The organism is Bacillus salacetis, from assembly GCF_003581585.1.
GTDB lineage: Bacteria > Bacillota > Bacilli > Bacillales > Bacillaceae_B > Rossellomorea > Rossellomorea salacetis.
The window spans coordinates 38,094-59,656 of sequence record NZ_QXIR01000008.1 but is presented as its reverse complement, the minus strand read 5'-3'; the positions used below and the strand labels follow the sequence as shown (position 1 = coordinate 59,656).

Genomic DNA, 21,563 nt, shown 5'->3' with positions numbered 1-21,563 from the left:
TTCATTTGGCCGCAAAATGATAGAAAAGAACCTGCTCTTTCTGTTCATGGATAGAACCCCTGGTGCCCAGGGTGAACAAATTTTGCATCAATTCTTATGGAAACAACTGTTTATCCAGCCTCATTACCTCAATAACCTCCATCATTCTCCAAAAATAACAAAAATACTATACATTATATCTGAAAATTGTGGTATTTTTGATATAGAACAAATTTACTAATATTAGATACGAAAACGACTTACATAGATTGGGTTCGAGAGTGGTGGTGTTTCAATGGCGAAGTCTTTCAATCATACATATCATTCCAAAGAAGAACTATACCGGTACATCAGCAGCAGCCAGATTGATCTGTATCCGTCCATTCTGGTTCAAATGTTCCTGGGACAACTGTCAATGGCTGAAGCGAAAAGACTCAGGTCGGAGGTTCTTTCAAAACTGCCTGGAGCTGTTATCATTGGATGCAGTACCGAAGGCCAGGTTGCTGATGGAAGAATCATAAACCAATCTCCCGTCCTGTCTTTTACAGTGCTGGAGGAAACAGAAGTTGTGTCGACGCTTTTTGAAGCGGGAGAGGTCCAAGACGGCTTTCAAAGAGGCCGGCAGCTCGCTGAGGAATTAGTCAATATGGAAACAAAGGCAGTCATCTTATTTGCCAGTCATCTTGATATGAATCCTCAGGAAGTTCTTGAAGGATTCCACGCAGTCACACCTCAAATTCCCGTGGGGGGAGGGGTCTCCATAGTGACTGCGGGCAAGAAACAATCCATTGTCCTCACCGAAAACAGTGAATCCGAAAATGGCATCGCAGCTGCAGCGTTGAATAACTCCAACCTTCATGTCCACACATTCATCAATGAGCAGTGGAAAGAAGTCGGAAGACCGTTAACTGTAACCAAATCAAAAGGAGCAATAATCGAGAAGATTGATCATCAAAAGCCCCTCAAGGTGTTAAAGCATTACCTGGGGGAACGTTTTGTTGCACACCTCCCCGAATCAGGGGTTGAATTCCCGTTCCTTGTGAAACGGAAAGACTCCACTTCCACGCTGTTTCCAACAAGGATCCACTCCAATGGTTCCATAGAGATGAGTAAACAGGTAAAGCAGGGAGAAAGCCTGACTTTTGCATTTGCTGATCTTGAAGCAATTGTGGATTGTTCATTAAAGGAGTTAAACCGTCTCCGGAAAAAACCAGTGGAGTCGATGTTTATTTTCAACTGCGTGGCCAGGAGGCAGTTCATCACTGATTTTTCCGAGTCGGAAATGCAGATGATGGGGGAGGTTTCTTCATTATCCGGTTTCTTTTCCCATGGGGAAATCCTTATGGATAATGATAATCCACCAGAATTATATTCTCATTCCCTTACCTGTCTTGCCATTTCTGAAAGAGGTCATCTTCCCCCCCTGGAGAGGGAAAGGTTCCAATACATACTCACTCCTGAAGGAAATACCAGGGTTTCATTGACTCAGCTTATCAATGCGTCCTCATACGATATTGAAAAGTTAAATCAGAATATCCAGATCTCTGAGGAATACTATCGTTCTTTATTTGATAATAATACCGATTTTGTATATTCAACCGATTTGAAAGGAAGATTCAATTCAATCAATCCGACCTTCCTTAAAACCTTTGGCTATACAGAGGAAGAGCTGATCGGAAAATTATCGATTTCCTATATTTTCGAAGAAGATGTCCCCCGTATAAAAAGGCATTTCTACAGGACGTTATCCGGCAAAGAACAGTTTTATGACCTTTGGATCCCTTCGAAATCAGGAGAGGTTCAGTTATTCCATATAAAAAATATTCCAATCACTATAGAGGGTAAATGTGTAGGGTTATTTGGCATTGGAAGAAACATAACCGAACAAAAAAAGACAGAAGAAAGAATCACCCAATTAGCCTATTTCGATTCTGAAACGGGCCTTCCCAACAGAGTGAAGTTCAGGGAGATTGCAGAAGAGTTCATTGAGAGGGCAAGGAAGAAAAGGAGAAGGCTGGGGATTCTTTTCCTCGATATCGATAGGTTTAAGCTTGTCAATGACACACTGGGGCATTCAGCCGGAGACAGGATCCTCATTGAATTGGCAGAGAGGATTAAGAATGTTCTTCCAAAGGGGGCTTATCTGGGAAGGTTTGGCAGCGATAAGTTTACTATCCTGATCAGCAAAAATGTGACGGACGAGAAGATAAAGCAAGTTGCTGAAATGATTGCAGAACATATCCAAATTCCAGTCATGCAGGGAAACCAGGAGTTTTACATTAAAGCAAGTATCGGCGTTGGCGTCTATCCTGATCATGGTACAGATCTCTCGGACTTGCTGAGGAATGCCGATACGGCACTCAACTGGGCTAAATCAAATGGCGGGGATCAGATCATATTCTATACAGATGAAATGAATATAAAGGCCATGGAGAAGGTCAAAATGGAAAGTTATCTCCGGAAAGCATTAGAACGAAACGAGCTGGGTATCGTTTATCAGCCGATTGTTGAGCTCAGCGGAAGAAGAGTCATCGGCGCAGAGGCGCTGCTGCGCTGGAATCATCCATACCTGGGTGCCGTATCGCCGATGGAATTCATACCGCTTGCCGAAGAGACAGGGCTTATCGGGCAGATCGGAAGCTGGGTTCTTATGGAAGCCTGCAAGCAGGCAAATAAGTGGCAGGAAAAAGGGTTCCCTGACTTTTATATATCAGTGAATGTTTCTGCCAACCAATTTCAACAGCCGTCATTCACTCATGAAATCAATCACGCTTTGAAAGTATCCGGGCTCTCTCCGGAAAACTTATGCCTTGAATTGACTGAAAGTGTGATGATACAGCATTCAGGTCATACAATCGACCGAATGGAGGAATTGTCAGCTTTGGGGGTGAAAATTGCCATTGATGACTTTGGGACAGGTTACTCTTCACTTGGATACTTAAAGGACCTGCCGCTGCATGTCCTGAAAATAGATAAGTCATTCGTCCAAAACATTGAGGAAAGCAGCCCGGACTATGCCATTGTACAAGCTGTTTCAACAATGGGAAAAGGTTTGGGGATGCAGGTGGTTGTAGAAGGAATAGAAACGAGCGAGCAGCTGGAGCTCCTCGATGCCCTGAATTGCGATTTGGGCCAGGGTTACCTGATTTCCAGACCGGTTTCACCTGAAGAGATGGAAATGTGGATGATCGATTCACAAGCAGTAATGACAAAAGGTTAAATGAAATAGGGTGTGAAGAAATTTGGAAGCATGGATTCTTTGTATAATAATAGCGGCGATTTCCATATTTGCTTTATCTGTAAAAGCTGCTTTCAGCCATAAACACACACCATTGCTTACACAAAAGGATTTGAAAGAAGCACTCAAACAAAGAGAAGAACAGAAAGAAAGAAAATCATCGGATTGAATTAGAAGCTGCTGCCTGAGGGCAGCAGCTTCTAATTACTTTCAGGATAAACAAAAAAGAAACTGGGAATCCCAATTTCTTTCTGATCATCACATTTTCTTATTCGAATTTTTCAATGACAATTCTCTTTCCAGTACTTAAGGTGAACTCGAACCGGTCACGCTGTTTCTTATAATAGGTGAAATGATGCTGCACTAAGCAAACATTGTCTCCATTATCAAACGTCAAAAAGTTCACCCCTTCTCTTATTTTCCTGTCTTCAAGAAAAGAGAGGTGATTATGACAGAATATGCAGTCATACAAAGAGAAATCCAGAGAGTTCAAGCTGGTCAGAAACTGGAAAAAAGAGTCATCATTCAATTCCTCAATCAGCATCTCAAGGGAATAAATCAGCGATTTTTTAATGCGGATTGTTTCTGTATTATTAAGAGTCATCTTATCGTAGGCAGTTTTAACAATGCCCTCAGACTCCAAGATACCTCTTTCCCATCCTTGTTCCCGGTAAATTTCGACCTCCTGCTGTGTGTAAAATTCCAAGTCCGTTGCTTCATCCAACTCATCATCGAAAAATACCCATTGATTGTGAATGAATTCTACAGTTCCTAGTGTGTAGGAGCGATTTTGCCGCTGAAGGAGCTTTTTTCTGTACAGGTTATTCACCCAATTCCCTCCCTTGTTGAAGATGTTATATCAACATTATCTACATTATGGGCCTAATTTAGCATATTCATTTAAAGTGAAAATGAAATAAGACAATTAACCATTTTCCGAAGATTGCATATGATAATCCATATTGCATCTAGCCCAATTTTGCCTGGAACAGAAAGGATGACCAAAATGTGCGGAATTACAGGATGGATCAACTTTAAAGATGACTTACGAGGTGCGCAGAAAGTGATGGAATCCATGGCCGAAACGCTGACCAAAAGGGGGCCGGATGATACTAATGTTTGGCTGGACACCCATACGGCATTTGGCCACAAAAGGCTTACAGTAGTGGATCCTGAAGGCGGAAGACAGCCAATGGCAAAAGAACGGGGTGGGCACAGGTTTGTCATTTGTTATAATGGTGAGCTTTACAATACAGAGGACATACGAAAAGTTCTGATGTCAAAGGGATACACATTCAAGGGCCATTCGGATACAGAAGTACTGCTTGCTTCCTATATCGAATGGAGGGAGGGATGTGTCGATCATCTGAATGGAATCTTTGCATTTGCTGTCTGGGATAGTGAAAAGCAGCAAGTGTTTTTTGGAAGAGACCGGCTTGGCGTTAAGCCTTTGTTTTATTCCGAAACAAATAATTCATTATTGTTCGGTTCTGAATTGAAAGCATTGCTTGCGCATCCATCTTTAAGTGCGGAAGTGGATCGGGAAGGCTTGGCGGAAGTGCTGGGGTTGGGACCGTCACGTTCACCGGGCACGGGAGTTTTTAAAGGCATCAATGAATTGAGGCCGGCCCATGCGATGACATTTTCCAGGGACGGACTGAAAATTTGGAGGTACTGGAACGTAAAGAGTGCTGAACATAAAGACAGCTTCGATGAGACCGTGGAAAAAGTGGGCTTCTTGGTAAAGGACAGTATCACAAGACAGTTGGTTTCGGATGTCCCGCTATGCACTTTCTTATCGGGAGGGCTGGATTCCAGTGCCATAACGGCCATTGCAGCCCAGTCATATAAGAAGGAAGGAAAGGGAAGGCTGCATACTTACTCTATTGATTACGAGGGAAATGATCAGCACTTCAAGTCAAATAAATTCCAGCCGGACGCTGACAGCAAGTGGATTAACTTAATGTCGGAAAAATTTAACACCATCCACCATAACTGCATCATCACGCAGGAAGAATTAAGAAACTATCTGACAGAGTCTGTTCATGTCAGAGATTTGCCAGGGATGGCGGATGTTGATTCCTCTCTGCTCTGGTTCTGCCGTGAGATCAAAAACGAATTCACTGTCGGCCTCTCGGGGGAATGTGCTGACGAGATTTTTGGCGGTTACCCTTGGTTTCATAACGAAGAAGATTTCAACAGGAAAGGCTTCCCGTGGATGAGATCTGTTGAAGAACGGCAGTCCCTTTTGAAACCAGAGCTGCGGAGTAAATTGAACCTTGGGGAATACGTTCTCTCCAAGTTTGACGAAACGGTAGCTGAAAGCCCTGTGCTGGAAGGGGAATCAGCCGTTGAAGCAAAGCGGAGACAGCTATTCTATTTGAATATCATTTGGTTCATGACAACCCTGCTTGACCGAAAAGACAGAATGAGCATGGGAGCCAGCCTGGAAGTAAGGGTGCCCTTTGCTGATCACCGCCTGGTTGAATACGTATGGAACATACCATGGGGAATGAAAATGCACGAAAACAGGGAAAAGGGCATTCTGAGAAAAGCCTTGGAAGGGACCCTGCCTGATGAAGTCCTGTACCGTAAAAAAAGCCCATATCCCAAAACGCACAACCCTGTGTATACTTCCCTCGTGAAAAATTGGCTTGACGAGATTCTCAAGGATAAATCAAGCGTGCTATATGAACTCTTTGATCATAACCGGCTGAAAGCAGTGGCAGAAACAAACGGGGAAGCATTTAAAACCCCTTGGTTCGGCCAGTTGATGACTGGCCCTCAGCTTCTTGCGCATCTCGCCCAGATTCACGTATGGTTTAAAGATTATAATATTAATATTGTAGATTGATTACAAGAGAACCCATACCCGGCTGGCGGGTATGGGTTCCTTTGTTCTTTCACGGAAAATCAGCACGAAACAAATAGCAGCGAGTGCTTGGCTTTATAGGAGGTTCATGGAACAGCGTGGTCGTTTAAGCAAAGGAGGTGTTGGTTTATGGAGGGTTCAAGAGTCACCCAAATCCCAAAAACGAAGTGTTATAGTGAGATGAAACGCTCTTGAGACACCACAAGCAAAAGTGTATTGCAGTTTAAATTTTATCTAAGGTTCCCGGACAAGCTTACCCCAAAAGTGATGATGGTTTAGCTGCTAAAAGGCACCAAGAGTAACGAATCCAAAAGGGTTTTAGTTTCACCATATTTTTCAAGACCGATTCAACATGAAAACCCCCTCCAGCAAAGCATGCTGAAGGGGATTCTTCCTTTTTCAATCAATGATATTGTTTTTTTGTGGGGTTGACACTCAAGCCATCGAGTTTACGGACAAGCTCTTTACCAAAGGCGGTATTGGGCTGATTTGAATGGGAAGTAAGGATATTTTCGCTTAATTCATAGGCAGTGGCACCGTGTTCAGAGAAGTCGAGTCCGGCCAATTCGTCTTCGCGGCTTACACGGATGCTGTCGGCTTTATTGACAAGATACACGACTGCACCAGTGGAAACCGCCACCCAAAGGAATACTGCTGCTGCACCAAGTGCCTGAATACCTAATAAGGAAGCATCTCCGCCGTAGAAAAGCCCATTGGAGACGTCAAAGAATCCTATTGCAACAGTTCCCCAGATCCCGCACAGCCCATGGACAGCAATGGCGCCTACTGGATCGTCCACCTTCAATTTCACTTCAATGAAACGGACACCCTCAACCATCAGAATCCCAGCTGCCAATCCAATGAAGATCGACCCTGCAATGGATACATTCGCACATCCTGCCGTGATGCCGACCAACCCGCCGAGGGCTCCGTTCAGCGTTAAGGAAGGATCGATGCGTTTATAGCGGAAAGACGTATAAAATGCTGAAGAAAGGACTGCTGCCGAAGCTGACAATAATGTAGCTGTGATGACTCTCGGCACTAAGTCGGGATCTGCTGTCAGGGTGCTGCCCCCGTTAAACCCGAACCATCCAAACCATAGAATAAAGACTCCAAGAGCTCCCAGCGGGATATTGTGTCCCGGAATGACATTTACTTTTGAGTTGGCATACTTGCCGATTCGGGGTCCGAGGAAAAGGACAACAATAAGGGCTGCTGCCGCTCCGCTCATATGAACGACAGTGGATCCGGCAAAATCAACAAAGCCCAGTTCCGACAGCCATCCTCCGCCCCATACCCAGTGGCCGACTATAGGGTAGATGAAGCCTGTGATGACTACGGTGATGAGCATATAGCTTTTTAACTTCATTCGTTCTGCTACAGCTCCGGAGATAATGGTTGCGCATGTTGCCGCAAATACAGCCTGGAAGACGAAAAAGCCAATGTCATCACGACCTGACAGAAGGAAGCCGTCAGTTCCAATAAAGCCGTTGGCGGAACTTCCGAACATCAGGCCAAATCCCACCACAAAATAAAGGATTGAAGCAATAGAAATCGTCAGAAAGTTTTTCATGAGGATATTAAGTGTGTTTTTCGAGCGGGTAAAGCCTGATTCCACCATGGCAAAACCAGCATGCATGAAGAAGACCAATAGTGCTGCCACCATTACCCACATTCCGTCCACGGAAGTCTGGACACTTTGGGCGGTAGGGGCAGCGAAGGCGGGAGTGGCGGCTGACAAAAGTAAAGCGGATATGCCTGAAACTTTTTTCAACATTATAAGGTTCCTCCTGTTTTGTAATGGTTAAAAGCTGAAGGTCTGGTATCGAGTTTTTTAGAAGTGTGTTAAATAAATGCCTGTTTTCCCCGCTCTTTAGAACGAATACGGATGACATCCCGAATGTCTGAAATGAATATTTTCCCATCCCCGACGTTACCAGTCGAACAGTACTCGCAGATTAAATCGATAATCTCTTCGGTCTCGGAATCTTCAACGATCATTTCCACTCTCACGCGGGGGGAAAGGGCAATTTCATAAGTGTTGCCGCGAAACAGTCCTTGTTTCCCTTTTTGTTTTCCGCAGCCTGCAGCTTCGGAGACAGTCAAACCATTAAATCCATTTGAGGTAAGACCTTCCCTTAGTGCCTGGAATGCTTCTGGGCGAATGATAGCCTCAATTTTTTTCAAATACATTCAACTCCTTTATTTTATGTGAGGAAAACTAACATCATTTAGTTATGGTTTTTATCATATTCTGAATTGCAGGAAAAATCAACCGATAATTTTTAATGAAAACGCTTTACGTCAAAAAACTTCACAAAAAAAGAGCGGAGGACGTGCCCTCCACTCAAATTTTTAATTTGATTCTGCTTTACCTATGAAATTTTTGTTCATCCAAATACGTGATTTCCATCTCCGGAGCATGATCAATCCTCGAAGCCACTCATCAGCTATAAAGGATATCCAAATACCGATCAAACCGAGCCCGAACACGATACCCAGCAGATAAGACAGAAGGACACTCACTCCCCACATGGAAAGGATGCCGATATAGACTGGGAACTTTACATCACCTGCTGCACGCAGTGAACTTATGACAACCAGGTTGAAGCTTCTTCCAGGTTCGAGGATGATGGTCAGCCAGATGAGGATGCTCCCCAGATAAATGATTTCCTCGTTGCTGGTAAAAATCTTCAACAGCTGTCCGGAGAACAAAGCAAACAGGACAGCCATCCCTAATGAGATGATGATGGAGATTTTTAAACTCTTTATACAACGTTCATAAGCTCCTTGAAAATCCCGTCGCCCAACCATATGGCCAATCATGATTTGGGTGCCCTGGCTGATGGCAAGGGCGAATAAAAAGATGAACATCATCAGGTTCTGTGCATATACCTTTGTCGTTAACGCTTCAGTCCCCATTATGGCAATGAAGTAGGTAATAGCCATTTGGGACCCGTTATAAGAAAGGTGCTCTCCGGCGGAAGGGATCCCGATCCGTAACAGATCTTTAATATGCTGAACCGGAAAACGTTTTTTGAAAGAAAATATACCCGGGATCCGCTTCATTAATACAAAAGTGATTGCTATAAGACCGATGGTACGGCTAGCCACAGTCGATATTGAAACTCCTTCAACCCCAAGGACAGGGATTCCGAAAGGTCCGAAAATGAACAAATAGTTCCCTATGATGTTTAAAATGTTCATGCCGATGGTGATATACATAGCATCTTTCGTAAACTCATAGCTTCGCAGAGTGGAACCGGCCGTCATAATCAAAGCCTGGATGAAGGAAAAACCTCCAACAATGGTCAAATAGGAGGAAGCTTCTCCGTGGAGTTCTTGCGGTATATCCATCAAATTAAGAATCTGGTCATTAAAAATGAAAATGAGGATACTTAACAAAAAACCGAAGACGAGGTTTGCGCTTAAGGAGACAAATGCGACCTCGCGTGCAGTCTCTAATTTATTTGCGCCAAGGTTCTGTGATACCAATATGGAGGTACCGGTCGCGACAAACCCAAACATGACAATAATCAAGGATAATACCTGATTGGAAACCCCGACTGCAGCTACTGAATTATCTGAATACTGGCTCAGCATCAGCGTATCGGCGTTCCCCATCAGCATATGTAAAAAAATCTCAATGAAAATCGGCCAGGTCAGCGCATAAAGACTTAATTTCTTCTTATCTAGGCTCATGATGCAAGTCATCTCTTTTCTGAACATAGTTTAATAGTTAAATAAAGAGGATCTCCTTATTATAACTGATAATAGAAAGGATAGTTTTGATATCAGGATAAAATCAGGAAAAAATTCTATCTGCATTCCTGCAACTGGTTATTCCAAAAGGTTGTTTCCGCGTATAATGTTGCTTTCGGAAAAATCCCAGGTGCCGTCTCTTCCCCTGCATTCAAAGATTTTACTCTCGAAAATGAACGAGCAGCTCTTTTCTTTCCTGCTCACCGGGGGTTTTTACGGTGATTTACCAGGACTATATTTGAAATTTATAGTGAATAGCAACAAAGTTTACGAAAGAGCCAGCTAAAAAGAAAAAGACCTCCCGTAAGACCACTTATGGACTGACGGGAGGAGAATATTAAAATTGGAGTATGCTGAAGCTGAAGGGTTCGAGTTCGACTCCTAAGTCATCCGTATCTGCAGCAAACTCATCGTCCAGCCAAATGTCAGTGATTTTCCTGCCTTTCAGATTGAAGGGCAGGGGATATACCGTTTTCTTGTCAGTGGTATTCAATACGACTAAGCAGGTTTTATCACCGTCGGATTTAGTATAAGCAATGCAATCCTCATTCATTTCGACTGGAAGGAAGGTAAAGGTTCCTTCGTTTGCAAGCAGTCTATGTTTCTTTCTTAAAGAAACGAGCTTTTGGATATGGGAGAACAAATCTCTGTCCTGTTCTGAGCTGTCCCATTCCATACATTTGCGGCATCCGGGATCAGCTCCTCCCGTCATTCCGATTTCATCCCCATAATATATGCATGGAGATCCGATGAAGGTAAGCATGATCGTAAAGATCTGTTTGACTTTTTCTTTATTATCCCCACATTCGGTCAGGATGCGGGGGGTGTCATGGCTTCCGACCAGGTTGAAGGCTGCCTCCATGACATTCTTCGGATACATATGGACCACCTGCGTCATGCTTTCCACAAACTGGCGGGGGCCGATGGACTCCTTTGCAAACAGATTCAAAATATTGGTTGTGAAAGGATAGTTCATGACTGCATCGAACTGGTCACCCCGCAGCCAGGGCATCGAGTCATGCCAGATTTCCCCGAGGATATACAGGTCAGGCTTAATGGCTTTCGTTTCTTTTCTGAACTCCCTCCAGAATGAATGATCAACTTCATTTGCAACGTCCAGTCTCCAGCCGTCAATATCAAATTCCTTAATCCAGTAACGCCCCGCTTCTAGAAGGTATTCACGCACTTCGGGGTTTTCTGTATTAAGTTTCGGCATGGATGGTTCAAATGCAAATGTATCATAATTAGGCAGTGGTTCTTTTCTCAAAGGGAATTCCCTTATGTGAAACCAGTCCTTGTACACGGATCGCTCACCATTTTCCAATACATCCTGGAACTGTGCGAAATACAGCCCGCTGTGATTGAAAACGGCATCGAGCATGACTTTGATCCCGTTATCATGGCAGGCATTCACTAGTTCTTTCAGTGTATCTTTATTGCCGAACTGAGGGTCAAGCTCGAAATAATCAATCGTGTCGTATTTATGATTCGAATGAGCCTTAAAGATCGGTGTGAAATAGATCCCGGTGATCCCCAGCTCTTTTAAATAAGGTATTCCGTCAATTACCCCCTGTAAATCGCCCCCAAAGAAATTATCAGGCTTTGGGTCGGTGCTTCCCCAAGGAAGGGTGCCATCAGGATCCCACTCTTTATTACCGTTTGCAAATCTCTCTGGGAATATTTGATACCATACAGTATCCTTGACCCAGGCAGGCGCCTTGAAGACATCGGCGGAATTCAAGAACGGAAAGCAGAAGTAGTCGCCGACATCATTCGTGGGTCCCGGCAGAAAGCCCCGGTCCCCATAAAAGTGAGATTCTTGTTCGTCTTCCAGAAGGAACCCGTACCTAAGTCTCCTGAAGGGGGGTTCAATTGAAGCGAACCAGTAATCAAACAGTTGGTCAGATCCGGTCTGCACCATTTCTGCTGAAGCGTAGATCCATTTCCCTTGTTCCCATTGATAAGGATCGCCATGCAGCAAAGCGACTTTCCTCACATCGTTTTTTTTGGTGCGGATACGTATATGTATTTCTCTATCAGTGCAAGCGTATGCATAATTATCTTTTGGTCTGTGATAGACAGCTTCTAATAGCATCTTCAAGCCTCCCAGTTCGATTTCCCTTAAAGGTTATTGCATATCCCTCTTAAAGTCAATGAAGACATTCCACAGCAAAAAATAAAACGTTTACAAAAATTCGAAAAAAGTATTGTCAAAAGAAAAATAAGCATTATAATAAGGGTAGGTTGTGCAATCGGTTTCACAGATTTGGAAGCGGTAACGTATACCCTTTGTTTTTTGATGATTTGTGCAAACGGTTGTTCAATATTATTTTTCATATATACAGGAGGGGTCAGAATGAAGAAATCACTATCGTTATTGATGGTCATCATGCTGGTTTTGGGCGCATTGGCTGCCTGCGGACCTAATCGTGAAGAAGGAGCAGGGAACAATAACCAGGGAGATAAAGAAAAAACGGCAGATGACACAAAGAAACCAGAAAAGCTGATCGTTTGGGAAGATAAAGATAAAGCAGGATGGCTTGATGAAGTAGGTGCTAAGTTCACCGAAGAATACGGCATCGAACTTGAAGTCAAAGAAGTTGAAATGGCTGACAAAATGAAAGAACAGCTGCGTTTGGATGGTCCGGCTGGGACAGGCCCGGACGTACTGACATTGCCGCATGACCAGATCGGAGAAATGGCTCTTGCAGGTCATATTGCAGAGCTGGATGCAGAACAGGACGTTATCGATCGTTTCTCGGAATCCTCTATTCTTGCACAATCGTATGAAGGAGCACTTTACGGTCTTCCGAAGTCTTCAGAAACTCCAGTTTTCATCTATAACAAAGAACTGATGGAGGAAGCTCCTGCTACTATGGATGAAGTGTACGACTTCGCAACTGATTTCACAAAAGACGGAAACTTTGGTTTCCTTGCACTATGGGATAACTATTACTTTGCTCATGCACCAATCGGCGGCTACGGCGGATATGTTTTTGCTGAAAACGATGGCGCGCTGAACCCTGCAGATCTAGGGCTGAATAATGAAGGTGCTGTAGAAGGCGCAGAATATATTCAAAAATGGTATACAGAAGGATTGTTCCCTAAAGGGATCGTTGGGGAAAATGGCGGAGCTGCAATGGACGGACTGTTCAATGAAGGTAAAGTTGCTTCTGTCATGAACGGACCATGGTCTTTCCAAAGCTACAAAGATGCCGGCATCGACATTGGGGTGGCTGCAATGCCTAAGCTTCCTAATGGTGAGCCTATGAAAACATTCATGGGTGTCAAAGGATGGCATGTATCAGGTTATTCTAAAAACAAAGAATGGGCTCAGAAGTTCATTGAATTCATCACTCAAGATGAATATGCAAAACTTCGTTTCGAACAAACTCAAGAGGTTCCTACAAATACAGCTCTTGTAGATGATCCTGCAATTGCTGAAAATGAAGGTGCAAAAGCGGTTGCTGAGCAGTCTCAATATGCTGTTCCAATGCCGAACATCCCTGAAATGGGAACAGTTTGGGAGCCGATGGCAAATGCGCTGCAAACAGTGGTGACTGGCAAACAGGAACCAAAAGCAGCTCTTGATTCGGCTGTTGATCAGATCGAGCAGAACATTCAAGCAAACCACTCAAACTAAATGATAGCCGAGACTGGCACTTAATTGGGCCAGTCCCCTATATTTACTGTATAGTTAATAAGACTTTCCTATTCAGGACCTTCATGAAGGAAGAAGCTTTCTTTCTTTATGAAGCTTCTGAAGCTTATAAAAATATAAAGAGAAGAAGGGGGAATTTAGGATGGCTGAAAATTCCTATCAAACCAAACACCGCAAAACAGCGCTTGCCCTTTCCTTAATACCCGGCTTGGGTCAGTTCTACAACAATCAAAAACTAAAGGGCGGATTCTTTCTTATAATGGCTGCGGCCTTTATCTTGGTATTCCGTAATTTAATCGACTATGGTCTTTGGGGCATCTTCACTCTTGGTGAGGATACTGGTGCACCTTACTATGACCACTCCATCTTTTTGATGGTATATGGGATTCTTGCAATCATCATTCTCTTATTCGGACTGGGTTTTTATGCGTACAATCTTTATGACGCTTTCAAGTGTGGAGCAAAAAGGGACCGAGGAGAAAAACTGAGTACCATCAGGGAGCAGTACCGGAATCTCGTAGACAACGGTTTTCCTTATTTAATCATGTCCCCTGGTTTCCTTTTACTTGTGTTTGTCGTTATTTTCCCAATCATTTTTGTTGTGCTGCTCGCGTTCACAAACTATGATTTATATCACTCGCCGCCTAATAATTTGGTGGATTGGGTTGGTATCCAGAATTTCATCGATATCTTCAAGGTTGATATATGGAGAAGTACTTTCTTGACTGTATTGGCATGGACGCTCGTCTGGACATTCATGGCAACTACAACACAAGTGGCACTTGGCATCTTCCTGGCAATCCTGGTAAATCAGAAGGATCTTAAAGGAAAAGCCCTTATCCGGACAATATTCATTCTGCCGTGGGCAATTCCATCTTTCGTTTCCATTTTAATCTTTGCAGGAATGTTCAATGAATCATTTGGTACCATCAACAATGACATCCTTGTATTTCTTGGAATCGGTGACCTTCCGTGGATGACAGAAGCTCTTTATACAAGGATCGCCCTGATATTCATCCAGACTTGGCTTGGATTCCCGTTCATTTTCGCAATGACCACGGGCGTTCTCCAGTCCATTCCGAATGAATTGTACGAAGCTGCGACAGTGGACGGTGCTTCAAGTGTGCAGAAGTTCAAGAACATAACCTTGCCGCTTGTCTTGTTTGCCACTGCGCCGATTTTAATCACGCAATACACATTCAATTTTAATAACTTTAATGTTATTTACCTGTTCAATGGCGGGGGGCCAGCCCTGACAGGCCAAAACGCAGGCGGTACCGATATCCTGATTTCATGGATCTACAGCTTGACCATGACTTCTGCACAATACTCTAAAGCAGCTGCAATTACTCTATTGCTTTCCATTTTCGTTATCACAGTAGCTGTATGGCAGTTCAGAAGAACAAAATCATTCCAAGAAGAGGATATGATGTGATATGAATCTAAAAAAACAGAAACTCATCAGATTGACGTTATCTTATATAGCCATTGCTGTAATGTGCGCGATTATATTATACCCGGTTGCATGGATTGTAGGTTCTTCCTTTAACCCTGGACAAAGTCTTTCGGGATCAAGCATCATCCCTAAAAATGCAACATTGGCACACTACAAAGAACTATTTGATTTAGAACAAAGCAACTACTTGATTTGGTATTGGAATTCTTTAAAAGTCAGTCTATCAACAATGGCATTGACCGTTTTGATGGTCAGCCTGACAGCATACTCCTTTTCCCGATATCGTTTTGTCGGGAGAAAGAATGGCTTGATGACGTTCCTGATCCTTCAAATGATTCCGAACTTTGCAGCTTTGATTGCGATTTTCGTGCTGGCACTTGTAACAAATTTGCTTGATACCCACCTGGGTCTGATCCTGGTGTACGTCGGCGGACAGATCCCAATGAACACCTGGCTGATGAAAGGCTATTTGGACACGATTCCCAAGGAGCTTGATGAATCAGCGAAAATGGACGGAGCAGGGCATTTCAGGATCTTCTTCCAGATTGTCATGCCTCTCGCAAAGCCGATTATTGCAGTGGTTGCATTATTTTCTTTCATTGCTCCATTTGCAGACTTTATCCTTGCAAGCATACTGCTTAGGACAGAAGAGAAATTCACTCTTCCTGTCGCGCTTTATGATATGGTGGCGAAACAATTTGGTGCGGAGTTCACAACATTTGCAGCTGGATCGGTCTTAATTGCGATTCCCATTGCCCTGCTGTTCCTGTATTTCCAGAAATACTTTGTTTCCGGATTGACGGCTGGGGGCACAAAAGGATAATCTTATAGGCGTAAACTTATAAACTTTAAGGAGGAGCGGAGATGAAAAAAAGAGTATTATCTCTTATTCTAATCCCGTTTCTTCTTTTTTACGCCCTCCCTGCAGGAGCTGCTGAAAAAGAAGAACGTACTTGGCAAGACGAATCGATTTATTTTTTGATGATAGACAGATTTAACAATGGAGATCAGTCGAATGATTTTGATGTGAACAGGAAGGATCCTAAAGCCTATCAGGGCGGAGACTTCCAAGGGGTCATTGATCAGCTGGATTATATAAAGGAGATGGGTTTCACGACCATCTGGCTGACACCGGTCTTCGATAACCAGGAAAAGGGCTATCATGGTTATTGGATCAAGGACTTTTACAATACAGATGAACATTTTGGTTCGATTGAAAAATTCAAGCAACTTGTTGAAGAAGCACATAATAGGGATATGAAAATCATCCTGGACTTTGTGGTCAATCACGTGGGCCCGGACCATGAATGGCTGAATGATCCTGGAAAAGAAGATTGGTTTCATGAAAAGCAGCCTATGAATATGAATGATGATGAGAGCCTGCAAAATGACTGGCTCTATGATCTGCCTGATTTGAATACGGAAAACCAGGAAGTGAGGGAGTACCTGCTTGATGCGGCCCGCTGGTGGATCAATGAAACCGATATCGACGGCTACCGTCTCGATACAGTCAGGCATGTGCCGCAAGATTTTTGGAAAGAATTCACAAAGGCAGTAAAAGCTGAAAAGGAAGACTTCTATTTGTTAGGCGAGGTCTTTGATTACGATCCCCGCAATATAGCTAAATATGAGGGTGTAGGTATTGATGGATTTGCTGATTTCCCCCAAGCACAGGAAATGCGCGAAGTTTTCCAGAAGCCGGACGTCAGTATGGACAGACTGTTTAACTTTTGGCAGTACAACCAAACCTATTTCGAAAATCCTTATCTAATGGGCACATTCATTGATAATCATGATATGGTCCGTTTTACAAACCTGATAACCCAGAACAACCAGTTCCCGGGAACTCGCTGGAAGCTGGCAATGTCCTATATGTACACTGTTCCAGGACTGCCAATCATTTATTACGGCTCAGAGATTGCGTTGAGTGGGGCGGAAGATCCGGATAATAGAAAGCTGATGGATTTCAGGACAGATAAAGAACTGATTGAATACATCACGAAACTTGGAAAGATCAGGAACTCCTATCCAGCCCTTACAAGAGGAAGTATGGAACTTCTTCATGAAAAGGATGGAATGGCAGTGTTCAAACGGGAATACGAAGGCGAAACGATGATTGTTGCCATCAACAATACTAGTAAATCGCAAAGCGTGAAATTGCAAACTCCTCAGCTGCCCGAAGGAATGGAACTCAGAGGCCTGTTAGATGAGGACCTTGTCCGTGCTGACGGGGATACGTATGACCTCATCCTGGACCGGGAAGAGGCGGAAATCTATGTCCTTGCACCAAAAAGCGGACTGAATTATGGCTTTATTGGAGCATTGACAGCAGTTTATGTCATCTTCATGATCTTCATTTATTATGTATGGAAAAAAGGCCGTGAAAATCGGAAGAATGAGTAACTGGATAGAGTGCAGATTGCCAGGGAATATTTCTTGTGCATCTGCTTTGACAATTGTCTGAAAAAATACATGCAAAACGATAGATGGCTTTTTCGGGAGAGGGGAGAAAGATATGGCTGTAACAATAAAGGATGTGGCAAAGCTCGCTAACGTTGCTCCATCAACTGTTTCCAGGGTGATAGCCAATAATTCCCGTATTAGCGAAAGTACGAAACAAAAGGTAAGAGAAGCAATGAAGCAGCTGGGGTACCATCCAAACTTCATTGCCCGCAGTCTGGCAAGCCAGTCCACACAAGTTCTCGGACTTGTACTGCCGGGGTCGGCGGATACTTTTTTTCAAAATCCGTTCTTTCCGACAGTACTCCGCGGTTTAAGTGAAGGAGCTCATGAAAAGCAATATGCTCTGCAAATGACAACCGGACAGAGTGAAGAGGAAATCTATGACGGCATCATCCAAATGGTTCAAGGAGGCAGGGTCGACGGGATCATCCTCCTTTATTCCAAAGTGGAAGACAAAGTCATGATGTACTTAAAGGAAAGAGATTTCCCATTTGTAGTGATCGGCAAGCCATTCAAATACGCTGATGAAATCACCCACGTGGATAATGATAATTTCAGAGCCACAAAAGAGGTAACAGATCACCTGCTGAATGCCGGACATGACCGCATTGGCTTTGTAGGCGGTGATTTGAACCTGGTCGTGACTGTTGAAAGGCTGCTGGGGTATGAGAAATCTCTTCGTAAAGCAGGAATACCCCTTAGAGATGATTATATCGTTCACGAGGAATTTCTAAGAGAAGGCGGCCAGGAAGCGGTTAAGGAATTAATGACCCTTGAAAATCCGCCGACAGCCCTGGTGGTGGCCGACGATTTGATGGCTCTGGGGGTATTGAATACATTGAACGAAATGGATATCAGAGTCCCGGAGGACATCTCGATCATCAGCTTCAATAACGTGCTGCTGGCAGAAATGTCCCGCCCGCCGCTTACATCGGTCGATATCAATATTTTTGACCTCGGCTACCAAGCAGCAAGGAACCTCATCCAGAAAATCGAGGATCCCCGCGAGCCGGTAAAACGGATAACGATTCCCCATAAGATTGTTGAACGCTCTTCATGCACTGATGTGAAGTTCGGTTTGTGAAAAAGCCAGCCTTTTACGGGCTGGCTTTTTGTTTTGGCGGCGGGGACGGGAGGAATCAGGATGCTTTGTACACAAGATACGGGGGTGTTGGGTTAAAAGTGGGTTAATGGACCAAAGAGAACATGAAAACTGGTTGAATCCGGCCCAATAAATGGCTAAATGGGCCAGTGAGAAAGAGAAGGCGGGTTGGCCCCGGCCCATTAGAGAGCTAAATGGGCCAGTGAGGGAGGGATATCTGTTTTGCCCCGGCCCAATAGAGAGCTAAATGGGCCAATGAGAAAGGGATATCTGTTTTGCCCCGGCCCAATAGAGAGCTAAATGGGCCAATGAGAAAGGGATATCTGTTTTGCCCCGGCCCAATAGAGAGCTAAATGGGCCAGTGAGGGAGGGATATCTGTTTTGCCCCGGCCCAATAGAGAGCTAAATGGGCCAATGAGAAAGGGATATCTGTTTTGCCCCGGCCCAATAGAGAGCTAAATGGGCCAATGAGGGAGGGAGATCTGTGTCGCCATGGCCCAATAGTAAGCTAAATGGGCCAATGAGAAAGGGAAGGCGGGTTGGCCCTGGCCTAATAGAGAGCTAAATGGGCCAGTGAGAAAGAGAAGGCGGGTTGGCCCTGGCCTAATAGAGAGCTAAATGGGCCAGTGAGAAAGAGAAGGCGGGTTGGCCCCGGCCTAATAAAGAGCTAAATGGGCCAGTGAGAAAGAGAAGGCGGGTTGGCCCTGGCCCAATAGAGAGCTAAATGGGCCAGTGAGGGAGGGAGAACAGGTTGTAGCCGGTCCAATAGAGAGCTAAATGGGCCAATGAGAAAGGGAAATCTGTTTTGTCCCGGTCCAATAAGGAGCTAAAAGGACCATTGAGAAGGGAAAGCGGCAGGAGGTTGGCCGGGTAAAGGAAGCTAAATAATTTTTATTATAATGATTCTCATTTAAATATAGTAAGATGATCTGCCTAAATAAACAAGTTTGAAATTTTTGGCAAGAAAAAGCTTGATGGTTTTTCTATCTTTGACTATCCCGCACCACTCCATTGCTTGGGAGACAGTTAACTTTCTTTCGGGAAACAGCGTTTTAAATTCTTTTAAGCTTCTTGAGACTGCCGAATTTGAGTCTTCTTTAAAATTGCAATACCGACAGCTTAAATATTTGGAATAAGCAGTATATAATCTTCTGCATTTGGGACAAATAATCCCTTTACTTAGTTCCTCATATTGATAATCAGGTATTCTAGCATAAGGGTTTTCGGCAATAGTAGTCGAAAGTAGCTTGGCTGCAAGTTCAGAGTGGCTTCTCTTTAAGGAGGATTGGCTTTTTTCTAGTTTTGCTATAAAACGCTCAATTTGATTGGGGAAAACAATAGGGAGGTCAGCGGGGGCGTTGTAAAGATGGAACCGGGGATTTACAAAGACGGCGATAGATTGGATGGGAATGCGGTACCCGAGGTTTTCCATTATCCAGCGGAAGACAGGTTCATTTCTTTTTAATTGAAGAATAGGGTTTTTTGTATTTGTGCGGTCGGTTCTTAGAAGGTTATCACCTTCAATAATATGATCTCCTTCATTGTTTTTAACTTCAAACAAATAAATTTTGTTGGAAGTTATAAGGATGGTATCAATTTGAACGAAAGTGGTGTCCGGCATAAACTGCATATCAGGCAATAGAATTCGGTTTTCTAAAACAGGATGGAGCCATTCATCAAACATCTTCTCCCCAATGAATCCTTTCTCAAGTCCTGCAAAGTAATGTTTCTCTTTAGAATTTAAAGTCTTGCGAGAATCGAGGGACTGGTAAATTTTTAATTCCTTTGATTTTGTCCGCTTTTTAAATATCAATAGTCATCACTCCTTTCTTATATCATACCATGAATTTCCAATAAGATTCCCCCGAAAAAATAGAGAATGGGACATAAGTTGAGAACTAATTGCATTAAGTTGAATAACCGAAAATAAAACCGTATGAGGTCAAGGGTATATGCTTGACTTCATGCGGTTCATTCATGTTATTAGGCTCTATTTATAAGATGTTGCTTTTAAGGGTAATTACCGCTATTTCCTGAAAGTAGACGGAGCGGAATCCATTCTTTTTACTCAGCCGCAATCTTTGCGAAGAGAGCTTTTTATTAGGTTATTGTCCCGGACTCCTCGTCCTCTTATCCGTTCACAATCTTGCCGCCATTGACATGCATGACCTGGCCGGTTGTATATTGGGAATCATCACTTGCTAGATACACGTATGCTGGTGCCAGTTCAAACGGTTGTCCTGCACGGCCGAGGGGTGTGTTCGCGCCAAATTTTGCTACCTGGTCTTCGGGAAAAGTAGATGGAATTAACGGTGTCCATATTGGGCCGGGTGCGACACCATTGACCCTGATATTCTTTGAAGCCAGCGATTGCGAAAGAGATCTTGTGAATGCAACAATTGCTCCTTTGGTTGAAGAGTAATCGAGCAGCTGGTCATTTCCCGCATAAGCTGTGACGGAGGTTGTATTTATGATGGAACTGCCGCTTTTCAGATGAGGAAGGGCGGCTTTGGTCAGATAAAAGAATGAAAAGACATTGGTACGGAACGTTTTTTCAAGCTGCTCGTCGGATATGTCGAGCAGGCTTTTTTGAGGGTGCTGCTCTGCGGCGTTATTGACCAGGATGTCCAGCTGTCCAAAATGATCGACGGTTTTTTGGACCACTTCGGCGCTGTAGGCAGAACTTCCAAGGTCTCCCGAAAATAATATGCATTTTCTGCCTTCTTTCTCTACAAGGCTTTTTGTATCCTCGGCATCTTGGTCTTCGTCAAGGTAAGCAATCGCGATATCTGCGCCTTCTCTTGCAAAATAAAGAGCTACAGCTTTTCCGATACCGCTGTCGCCTCCTGTGATGAGGGCGACTTTGCCATTCAGTTTGCCGCTGCCTTTGTAATTGTCATCCAGGTATTTGGGCTGGGGATGCATTTCTTTTTCTGTTCCTGGCTGATGGTCCTGATGCTGCGGAGGAAATTCATTATTATTTTGATTCATGCAAACAACACTCCTTTGTTTTGGTAGAGAATAAGAAAA

Annotated in this window: 15 protein-coding genes; 8 read left to right on the top strand and 7 right to left on the bottom strand. The window is 43.8% G+C overall.

Annotation, left to right across the window (positions count from 1 at the left end):
* The first annotated feature begins 274 nt into the window (after positions 1-274).
* Together D3H55_RS07865 and D3H55_RS24085 are read left to right on the top strand one after the other, a co-directional pair.
* Positions 275-3,199 carry an EAL domain-containing protein gene (locus D3H55_RS07865; protein WP_119546349.1) on the top strand — a complete coding sequence of 975 codons (2,925 nt, stop codon included), beginning with the start codon at positions 275-277 and terminating at the stop codon, positions 3,197-3,199.
* A gap of 22 nt (positions 3,200-3,221) precedes the next feature.
* Complete coding sequence (locus tag D3H55_RS24085) at positions 3,222-3,386, top strand: hypothetical protein (protein ID WP_168412992.1); 165 nt, start codon at positions 3,222-3,224, stop codon at positions 3,384-3,386.
* A 99-nt stretch (positions 3,387-3,485) separates the two neighbouring features.
* On the opposite strand, the gene D3H55_RS07860 is transcribed toward D3H55_RS24085, so the two are convergent.
* The gene (locus D3H55_RS07860) at positions 3,486-4,046 is read right to left on the bottom strand and encodes a DUF2777 family protein (RefSeq protein ID WP_119546348.1); all 561 of its coding nucleotides are present in this window, start codon (positions 4,044-4,046) and stop codon (positions 3,486-3,488) included.
* A 168-nt stretch (positions 4,047-4,214) separates the two neighbouring features.
* Here D3H55_RS07860 and asnB point away from each other — a divergent pair, with 168 nt between their 5' ends.
* Complete coding sequence (asnB, locus tag D3H55_RS07855) at positions 4,215-6,071, top strand: asparagine synthase (glutamine-hydrolyzing) (protein WP_119546416.1); 1,857 nt, start codon at positions 4,215-4,217, stop codon at positions 6,069-6,071.
* Between the two features lie 421 nt (positions 6,072-6,492).
* On the opposite strand, the gene D3H55_RS07850 is transcribed toward asnB, so the two are convergent.
* The 4 genes from D3H55_RS07850 to D3H55_RS07835 all read right to left on the bottom strand — a co-directional run bounded on the left by D3H55_RS07850 (position 6,493) and on the right by D3H55_RS07835 (position 11,946).
* Complete coding sequence (locus D3H55_RS07850) at positions 6,493-7,866, bottom strand: ammonium transporter (RefSeq protein ID WP_119546347.1); 1,374 nt, start codon at positions 7,864-7,866, stop codon at positions 6,493-6,495.
* A 68-nt stretch (positions 7,867-7,934) separates the two neighbouring features.
* Positions 7,935-8,276: a P-II family nitrogen regulator gene (locus D3H55_RS07845; RefSeq protein WP_119546346.1), complete on the bottom strand. Its 342-nt coding sequence runs from the start codon at positions 8,274-8,276 to the stop codon at positions 7,935-7,937.
* A 168-nt stretch (positions 8,277-8,444) separates the two neighbouring features.
* Positions 8,445-9,791: an MATE family efflux transporter gene (locus tag D3H55_RS07840; protein ID WP_119546415.1), complete on the bottom strand. Its 1,347-nt coding sequence runs from the start codon at positions 9,789-9,791 to the stop codon at positions 8,445-8,447.
* Positions 9,792-10,188: 397 nt separating this feature from the next.
* Positions 10,189-11,946 (bottom strand): alpha-glycosidase, encoded by a 1,758-nt coding sequence (locus D3H55_RS07835; RefSeq protein ID WP_119546345.1) that lies wholly within the window; start codon positions 11,944-11,946, stop codon positions 10,189-10,191.
* 261 nt (positions 11,947-12,207) lie between these two features.
* Between D3H55_RS07835 and D3H55_RS07830 the strand changes: the two genes are divergently transcribed.
* The 5 genes from D3H55_RS07830 (at position 12,208) to D3H55_RS07810 (ending at position 18,515) form a co-directional block, all read left to right on the top strand.
* Positions 12,208-13,494 (top strand): extracellular solute-binding protein, encoded by a 1,287-nt coding sequence (locus tag D3H55_RS07830; RefSeq protein ID WP_119546344.1) that lies wholly within the window; start codon positions 12,208-12,210, stop codon positions 13,492-13,494.
* A gap of 160 nt (positions 13,495-13,654) precedes the next feature.
* Positions 13,655-14,947, top strand: a complete 1,293-nt coding sequence (locus tag D3H55_RS07825) for a carbohydrate ABC transporter permease (protein ID WP_119546343.1) — start codon at positions 13,655-13,657, stop codon at positions 14,945-14,947.
* Position 14,948: 1 nt separating this feature from the next.
* Positions 14,949-15,791: a sugar ABC transporter permease gene (locus tag D3H55_RS07820; RefSeq protein WP_119546342.1), complete on the top strand. Its 843-nt coding sequence runs from the start codon at positions 14,949-14,951 to the stop codon at positions 15,789-15,791.
* Positions 15,792-15,832: 41 nt separating this feature from the next.
* The gene (locus D3H55_RS07815; RefSeq protein ID WP_119546341.1) at positions 15,833-17,371 is read left to right on the top strand and encodes an alpha-amylase family glycosyl hydrolase; all 1,539 of its coding nucleotides are present in this window, start codon (positions 15,833-15,835) and stop codon (positions 17,369-17,371) included.
* A 112-nt stretch (positions 17,372-17,483) separates the two neighbouring features.
* Positions 17,484-18,515, top strand: a complete 1,032-nt coding sequence (locus D3H55_RS07810) for a LacI family DNA-binding transcriptional regulator (protein ID WP_119546340.1) — start codon at positions 17,484-17,486, stop codon at positions 18,513-18,515.
* Between the two features lie 928 nt (positions 18,516-19,443).
* Here D3H55_RS07810 and D3H55_RS07805 read toward each other — a convergent pair.
* Both D3H55_RS07805 and D3H55_RS07800 read right to left on the bottom strand, forming a co-directional pair.
* Positions 19,444-20,346, bottom strand: coding sequence for a nuclease-related domain-containing protein (locus D3H55_RS07805; protein ID WP_240628515.1), 903 nt, complete (start codon positions 20,344-20,346; stop codon positions 19,444-19,446).
* 317 nt (positions 20,347-20,663) lie between these two features.
* Complete coding sequence (locus tag D3H55_RS07800; protein ID WP_119546339.1) at positions 20,664-21,524, bottom strand: SDR family oxidoreductase; 861 nt, start codon at positions 21,522-21,524, stop codon at positions 20,664-20,666.
* Positions 21,525-21,563 lie beyond the last annotated feature (39 nt).